At 62.6% G+C, this 4,551-nt stretch carries 4 protein-coding genes; 1 reads left to right on the forward strand and 3 read right to left on the reverse strand.

From position 1 onward, the window contains the following. On the forward strand, window positions 1-1,162 hold a 1,162-nt coding region (locus tag MJ777_RS21875; RefSeq protein WP_255724140.1), incomplete at its 5' end, for an ATP-binding protein. A 241-nt stretch (window positions 1,163-1,403) separates the two neighbouring features. Here the strand turns inward: MJ777_RS21875 and MJ777_RS21880 are convergent. The 3 genes from MJ777_RS21880 to MJ777_RS22920 form a co-directional block, all read right to left on the reverse strand. Continuing rightward, window positions 1,404-2,846 (reverse strand): DUF234 domain-containing protein, encoded by a 1,443-nt coding sequence (locus MJ777_RS21880; RefSeq protein WP_239377654.1) that lies wholly within the window; start codon window positions 2,844-2,846, stop codon window positions 1,404-1,406. 665 nt (window positions 2,847-3,511) lie between these two features. Then, the gene (locus MJ777_RS21885; protein ID WP_239348132.1) at window positions 3,512-4,039 is read right to left on the reverse strand and encodes a hypothetical protein; all 528 of its coding nucleotides are present in this window, start codon (window positions 4,037-4,039) and stop codon (window positions 3,512-3,514) included. After that, window positions 4,036-4,551, reverse strand: a 516-nt coding sequence (locus MJ777_RS22920) for an RHS repeat-associated core domain-containing protein (RefSeq protein ID WP_305039434.1), incomplete at its 5' end; no start/stop codon positions are given. The genes MJ777_RS22920 and MJ777_RS21885, both read right to left, overlap by 4 nt.

Raw genomic sequence — 4,551 nt, forward strand, 5'->3', positions numbered from 1 at the left:
GTATCGGCCTTACCGGTACAAAGGCGTCGCCTACAAGAGAATCGGCGCGGTCACGGCCGTCATGTCCCGTGAAGAGTACGAGCGGCTGTTCCTCGAACAGATGCACACATCCGACCGGTGGGAGATCGAGCCAGCCACCCTGGCACCCGACGACCTCGACCACGCGGAAATCGCACGGGCGCTCGACGATGCGGTCCGCCGGGGGCGGGTCAGCGAACCGCTCAGCCGTGATCCCCTCGATCTACTGCGCGGCCTCGGCCTGGTCAAGGGCGAACGCATCCTCAACGCTGGTGCGGTCCTGTTCGCCAGAAGCGAACGACTACTCCCCGACTATCCCCAGTGCCTGGTCAAACTCGCCCGTTTCCACGGGACCATTCGTGGCGAATCCATCGCCGACGAACGCCAACTACACGGCAACGCCTTCACGCTGTTGCGCCAGGCCGAGGAATTCTGCCGGACCCACTTGCCGGTCGCGACACGCTTGGACCCTAGCAGCATGATCCGCCATGACCAGCCAGAGATCCCAGTGCTGGCGTTGCGGGAGGCACTGGCCAACGCCATCTCGCACCGCGAGTACAGCACCGCTGCCGGGTCGATCAGTGTTTTCATCTACGACGACCGAGTCGAGGTCGCGAGCATCGGCGGCCTGCATTTCGGCCTGTCCGTCGACGACCTCCTGCGACCGCACGAGTCCCAGCCGTGGAATCCACTGATCGCTGGCGCCCTCTACCGCCGCGGCGTCGTCGACAGCCTTGGCAGCGGCATCCAACGTATGATCAGAATAGTGGAGGCGACCAGGATCCTCCCACCGACGATCATCGATACGGGAACGAGTGTGCTGGTGACGTTCCACCGCCGCGGCGCCGTGCCGGCGCATCTTCGGGATCGCGGCGTCTCCCGAGAGGGCATGGCCGTACTACAGGAACTTCTGGCTGCCGGCACATCCCTTCCCCTACGTGATCTTATTGCAGCAACGAACGTCAATCCGGGAATGTCCGACCGGACAATACGCGAGGAGCTCCAGCGGCTCCGGCGCCTGGAACTGGTGGAACCTGGAGGTACGGGCCGAGCCGCCCGCTGGGTCCTCACTGAGGCAGCCAAAGATCTCTTGGGGGTCGCACGGCATAGACCGACGAGCATGTCGTCGACCTCGGTGACATAACCATTCGGGCTGTGGCTGTAGTCACGGCATTGCAGCAGCCTGGCCTTCCAACCCGTTCCCGGCCACCGCCTGTCACGGTCTGTGAGAGCAACTGGTAGTCAACGTCCCACACCTGGGCCGGCACGATCAGGCCGCGTCACCGGTGTCGGTAGGCGCCGGTGACGCGTACATACCCATCGCCACCGCGTCCGCGGTCATCTCCGACAACAGCTCGCGGCCCACCGCACCGCCTGCCAGCATGTCATCGCCAGGCAGTCATGATCTCGTCCGGGCCGACCGACCGCAATGGCAGATCGGCGGCAACGCCGGTCCGGCTGACGGCGAGCAGCTTCGTACCCGGGTCGACGCCCGGCACCGCCGCGACGTCTCGTATCAGAGCGGCATGGTCGCGTTGGTCGAAAGGCTTCGCTGTCTGCCATTTGATGCTACCCGCGAAGATTATCCGGTTGGCGGCGCCCGTACGGTCGGCCCCGACCAGGTCAATCTCGGGGTTGTTCTGCCGGTTCCACCATCCGCCGACGGCTTCCACCTCGGGCCAGCCGAGCTCGGGGGCAATGCGCAGCAATGCCTCCCGCACCACCGGCTCGACGGCCCGGCCACGCCACGTGGTCCAGGAACGATGCACCCGCCGCAGCAGCAGATCACCCCGTCCGCGTTCGACCAGCGGCAGGCCGGCGGCAAGGTAGGCGAGATAAAACCGAAGATAGGGGTCGGCTACCCGGTAACGACGCTCCTTCTCGGCAGGCTTGGTGGAGAGCGGGGTGTCGACGGCGACCACCCGCTTGGCTTCCAGCAGACGCAGCGCGTTCGTCAGCGAACTCGCAGCCATCGGCTCCGCGCTTGCGGACGCTGCCCGGATGCCGCTCCACGTGCGTTCGCCATGTCCGATCGCGGCCAGCACGCTCCGGGCCTGGACATAACCGGGGAACTCGGCGGCAAGCGAGCGTTCCCCCGAGACGAGCAGCGCCGACGTCGGATCGGCGAGGGAGACGGCGAGGAAGCTCTCGACCGACTGGCCGCTGCCCCATTCCTGGCAGATCAGCGGCAGGCCGCCAGTGATCAGGTATGCGTCGATGGCTTCAGCGGCCGGCAAGCCAATCATGGCGCCGACCTCGGCGGGGTTCAGCGGAGGCAGCACCATGACTGTGCCGCGCTGGTGGAACGGTCGCCGGTAGTCGTCAAGCCGCTCCATCATCGCCAGGTCGGAGCCGATCAGGACGAGCAGGACCGGTTTCCGTGAGAGCAGCGAGTCCCACGCCGTCTGCAGGGCTCCTTCCAACGCCGAGTCGGTTTCGATCAGCCAGGGCAGCTCGTCGATGACCACGATGCTCGGGGCGTCGGCGGGCAGCGCCGCCGCAAGCTGGCGGAACAACGCCGCCCATGTCGGCAGGACCGTACCTCCCTCGAACAGTTCCCGGCCCGGGATGTCGGACTCGAGTACGGCCGCGGCGAACGCCGCCCGCTCAGCCGCGGGATCGGCGCCCTGGCTCGCCTGGAAGAACACGAACGGCAGGCCGGCCCGCTCGCAGAACACCTCGACGAGCCGCGACTTGCCGACCCGACGCCGGCCACGCAGCAGCACCGCCACGCCCGGTAGGTCACGCCGCGCGTCCCCCACCCGCCTGAGCAGCGCGTCGAGCCGCGCAAGCTCGGCCGCCCGCCCGACAAACCCCTCATTGGCCATCTCACTCCTCGCTCCGGAACTACAGTCCACTGTAGTTCACCACGATGGAGTTGCCTCTAGACTGTTGGATCTACCGATGCTCCCTGCCGGCCGCGAGCGCTGGAGGGTTCCCACTTTCGTGGACAGTGCACTTCAGGTCCGTTGTCGACTCTTTGCGCTTGGCCAGATTTTGTATCGGATTACTTGTCGAAAGTAACTGCCGTCAACGGCATTCCGCGGTCGAACATCGTGTATGTGCTGCCCGTAGCTACGTCATGCTGCCATGGAGGCCCTCTGGCCGGTAACCGATCGAACACGGTTTCCGGCCTACTGCGAAGAGGTCTCTTACACCGCCTTTTCCTCAACGCTCATCACGACAGTCGTCACCTAACGCAGCTTGAGGTGATGTGACATCTCCCCCGTAGGGGCACAATCCTCCATCTCCTGCACAGGATCACATCGAGTAGTCGCTACCTACCAATCGACTCCTCTCCGCGTTCGTGACGCAACAATGGCCGTACGTTAACATTTGATCCCGTATCATAGTCATGATATAGGTCACAATTTCTGATCAAAATGTCCAGATTGATCGGAATCATCATTTTTGCTATATGACCTACTCCACAAGAGTATTTCTTATTGCACGGCTATTGCGGCCACCCGCGTGCAGTGCCCGCATCAAGAATCTAGTTTGCTTGTGCCCGCAACAATCTGAGTCGATCTCCAGCGATGCGACGCGCCACTCGCCGGGTTGCCTTTTTCGCCAGATATTCCAGCACCTCCAGCGACTCCGATCTGTTTGCCAACGCCTCCTCCAGCCAGCCGCTAGCTCCATCCAAGCCGGCTAAAGCGTGCACAGACACGTTACCGTCGGCCAACTGTCGGAAGATCTCAATCTCCCGTATCCGGCAATTTACAAAAACGGAGTCGCCGACGACCTCACGGATGGCATCTATAACATGGTCCGGCGCATCCACGGTAAGTAGAAGGCCCGCCGTCCCGCTAGCCATAACACGGTCCGGATCGACCCTCAACGCCGCACATAGGACAGCAAACAGCGATATATTTAAGTGGTCGGAGGCGACCACCTGACTATACAAAGCGAAGCGCTGGTGCTCGTCCGTGAGGTCCGATACAGAAATATCTACTGACAGCAATGAAGCGAGGTCGCCGAGAGCCCTGACGAGTGGATCAGGCAAGGCGGAAATACTCATTTCCGACCTTCTCTAAATAACCGCATCGATTCTCGAATTGAGCCACGAATTTTACCTATGTTTTCGTTAATCACCTTTTGCTGCTCGCTCGACAGTTTCGGATCATCAAGTATCGGCTTTCCATTTTGCCCAATGCGCGTTTCATCGCCCCGACCGATCACATGCGCATGCGGCGGCGGATGATCCCTTGTATGAATGACCACCCGAACTCCATCTTGGTTAACTATAGTGCCAGCGTGATTTGGCCTATTATACGTCAATCCAAACGGGTCAATCCAAGACAGCGGATTCGGCACGTACCCCTGCGGTTGGTCCCCGCCATCCAAGCCCAGAGGGTCACAACTGTGGTAGCTCGTGATAAGCGGGTCGTAGTAGCGGTGATAGTTGTAGTGCAGGCCGGTTTCGGGGTCGTGGTACTGGCCTGGAAAGCGTAGCGGGCAGTCGAGGCCACCGGCGGCCGGTGGTGGGCTGGCACCCCACAGGGTGGTCCGGGCCTGCCAGGCAAGGTCCCC

Origin of the sequence: Protofrankia sp. Cj5 (assembly GCF_917627405.1) — a bacterium.
Lineage (GTDB): Bacteria > Actinomycetota > Actinomycetes > Frankiales > Frankiaceae > Protofrankia.

Excerpts from the sequence above, each read along its gene's own strand:
- MJ777_RS21880 (WP_239377654.1), bottom strand. The coding sequence starts at position 2,846 with ATGGCCAATGAGGGGTTTGTCGGGCGGGCGGCCGAGCTTGCGCGGCTC.
- MJ777_RS21885 (WP_239348132.1), bottom strand. The coding sequence starts at position 4,039 with ATGAGTATTTCCGCCTTGCCTGATCCACTCGTCAGGGCTCTCGGCGAC.